The 3106-nt window shown below is 64.9% G+C and carries 2 protein-coding genes and 1 pseudogene; all 3 read right to left on the bottom strand.

The window, feature by feature from the left end; all coding sequences use genetic code 11:
- A partial coding sequence (locus EN964_RS30120) for an aldehyde dehydrogenase family protein (protein WP_127277114.1) occupies positions 1-1293 on the bottom strand: 1293 nt, incomplete at its 3' end.
- 73 nt (positions 1294-1366) lie between these two features.
- Positions 1367-2416, bottom strand: a complete 1050-nt coding sequence (gene deoC / locus EN964_RS30125) for a deoxyribose-phosphate aldolase (protein ID WP_127267816.1) — start codon at positions 2414-2416, stop codon at positions 1367-1369.
- A 152-nt stretch (positions 2417-2568) separates the two neighbouring features.
- Positions 2569-3106, bottom strand: a pseudogene (locus EN964_RS30130) (ferredoxin--NADP reductase); the annotation flags it as partial.

Genomic DNA, 3106 nt, shown 5'->3' on the forward strand with positions numbered 1-3106 from the left:
GCTCCACACCGAGGCGGCGAGGCCATAGCGCGTGTTGTTGGCTAGCTCGATCGCTTCCTCGGTGTTGCGGAAGGTCATGGTCGCCAGAACAGGGCCGAACACCTCTTCTTGTGCCAATATGTTAGCCGGCGAAACACCTGTGGCGAGCGTCGGCAGATGGTAGTAGCCGGAAGACGGCAGCGCCGCATCCGGCTGCCAGCAGACGGCGCCCTGCCTGGCGCCTTCGGCAACCAGGCCCTTGACGCGGTCAAGCTGGGTCAAGTCGACCAGCGGGCCGATATCGGTGTTCTTGTCGAGCGGGCTGCCGACGCGCAGCCGGCTCATCCGCGTCTTGACCTTGGCGATCAGGGCGTCGGCGATGCCTTCCTGCACCAGCAGGCGCGAGCCGGCGCAGCAGACCTGCCCCTGGTTGAACCAGATACCGTCGACCAGGCCTTCGACGGCGCTGTCGAGATCGGCATCCTCGAAGACGATGAAGGCCGACTTGCCGCCGAGCTCCAGCGACAGTTTTTTCCCGGACCCCGCAGTGGCTTTCCTGATGATCTTGCCGACCTCGGAAGAGCCGGTGAAGGCGATCTTCTGGATGCCGGGATGGTTGACGATGGCCACGCCGGCCTCAGGTCCGCCCTGGACGATGTTGACGACGCCTTTCGGCACGCCGGCGCGTTCGCAGATCTCGGCGAACAGGATTGATGTCAGCGGCGTGAACTCGGCCGGCTTCAGCACCACCGTGCAGCCGGCGGCGAGCGCCGGCGCGATCTTCCAGGCCAGCATCAGCAGCGGAAAGTTCCACGGGATGATCTGGCCGACGACGCCGACGCCCTTGTGGCCGGGGAAATCCTTGTCCAGCGCCTGCGCCCAGCCGGCATGATGGATGAAATGGCGGATCGCCAGCGGCACGTCGATGTCGCGGCTTTCGCGGATCGGCTTGCCATTGTCGATTGTCTCAAGCACCGCGAACAGGCGCTGGTGGCGCTGCATGGCGCGGCCGATGGCATAAAGCACCTTGGCCCTGACATAGCCCGAGGCTGCCGACCATTTCGGCAACGCCTTGGTGGCCGCCGCCACCGCCGCGTCGATGTCGGCGGCATTGGCGTCCGAGACCTTGGCCAGCAGCTTGCCGGAGGAGGGCTCGCTGGTCTCGAAGGTCTTGCCGCCGGACGCGGCTTTCCAGTCGCCGCCGATGAACAGCGCCTTGGAAAAATCGCGCGCGGCAAGCCAGGCGTCGGCCTCGTTGCGGGCTTCCGGCGCCGGGCCGTACTCCATGGCGTGATAGCGGTCGAGGATGTTCATCAGGTGCCTCCTTCACCCTCCCCCTTGTGGGGAGGGTCGATCGGCAAGGCCGATCGGGGTGGGGGTAAATGTCTCATGCCATCGCGTGGCGATGATTGGCCGAATAGTGTCCGGTCAGATGGTGCTCGAGCTGGCGCTCGATGTCGGTCAAGAGGCTCGAGGCACCGAAGCGGAACAGCTCGGGCTCCAGCCAGGGCCGGCCGAGTTCTTCCTTCATCAGCACCAGCCAGTCGAGCGAGGCCTTGGCCGTGGATATGCCGCCGGCCGGCTTGAAGCCGATGAGATAGCCGGTTTCCTCGAAATAGGCCCTGATGGCGCGCACCATGGCGAGGCCGACAGGCAGCGTCGCGTTGACGCTTTCCTTGCCGGTCGAGGTCTTGATGAAATCGGCGCCCGCCATCATCGCCACCATCGAGGCCAGCATGACATTGCGCAGCGTGGCGAGGTCGCCGGTGCCGAGGATGACCTTCAGATGCGCGTCACCGCAGGCGGCGCGCATCGAGACGATCTCGTTGTAGAGCTCCCGCCATTTGGCGCCGAACACCAGCCCGCGCGGGATGACGACGTCGATCTCGTCGGCGCCGTCGCGGACCGAGGCCTCGATCTCCTGCAGGCGGGTCGACAGCGGCGTAAGGCCATGCGGGAAGGCGGTGGAGACGGCGGCGACATGGATGCCAGTGCCGCGCACGGCATCGACGGCGGTGGCAACGAAGGGGTGGTAGACACAGACGGCGGCCGGGCGGATGGTTTCACCTGATATGCCGAGGCCCTCGACAATGTCGCGGCGGAACGGATTGATCGCCTTGGCGCAGAGCCGGCGCACGCGCTCCTCGGTGTCGTTGGAATTCAGCGTCGTCAAATCCATGCAGGCGACGGCGCGCAGCAGCCAGGCCGCCTGGTTGTCGGCCTTTATCGAGCGCCGCTTGGTCAGGCTGGCGACGCGCCGTTCCAGCGCCGAGCGATTGACGCTGCGCACCGATTCCATGAAGCCGAGGTCGAGCTTCATGCCTGGATTGCGCGCAATGCGATGGTCCGGGGGAACGGCTGTGTTGGCGGCGGCACGCGCGGGCAGCGGCGTCACCTTGGACGAGCCGACATCGGCTTCGCGGATTGTGCTGCTCATCTCCTGCCCTTTCATTCAGCGACGTGTGCCGAAGATAGCCCGTGAAGCCGTACTTCACGAGTCCTGCGGGCGGTCATAACCGAAAAAGGCGGCGAAAGCAGCAATTTTTGACCGTGCGGTCAAAAACATAGACTTCGAGATGTTGGTGCGTCTCAGCCGACGAAGGCGCGCTCGACGACAAAAGTCGCTGGATGGCTCAGCGACCCTTCCTCGAAGCCAAGGCTTTCGGCCAGTTCCTTGACGTCCTTCAGCATATGCATCGAGCCGCAGATCATGATCCGGTCGGTTTCCGGGTTGAGCTTGTCGATGCCGAGATCGCTGTAGAACTTGCCGGAGCCGATCAGCGCGGTGATGCGGCCCATGCGTGCCGATTCCTCGCGGGTCGTCGAATTGTAGAGCGTGACGCGCCCGGAGGTCAGCTCGCCGATCAGCGGGTCGCTTTCGAGTGCTGCGACCAGTTCCTGGCCATAGGTCAGCTCGGCATTGTCGCGGCAGGTATGGGTCAGGATCAGCTGATCGAACTTGTCGTAGGTGTCGGGGTCGCGCAGCAGGCTGGCGAAGGGCGCGATGCCGGTGCCGGTCGAGATCATGAACAGCCGCTTGGCCGGCGTCAGCGCGTCGACCACCAGCGTGCCGGTCGACTTCTGGCGCATGATGACGGTGTCGCCGACCTGGATCTTCTGCAGCTCC

Source organism: Mesorhizobium sp. M7A.F.Ca.CA.001.10.2.1 (genome assembly GCF_003998575.1).
Lineage (GTDB): Bacteria > Pseudomonadota > Alphaproteobacteria > Rhizobiales > Rhizobiaceae > Mesorhizobium.

Coding starts and splice junctions, on each gene's coding strand:
- deoC (WP_127267816.1), bottom strand. CDS start 2,416: ATGAGCAGCACAATCCGCGAAGCCGATGTCGGCTCGTCCAAGGTGACG.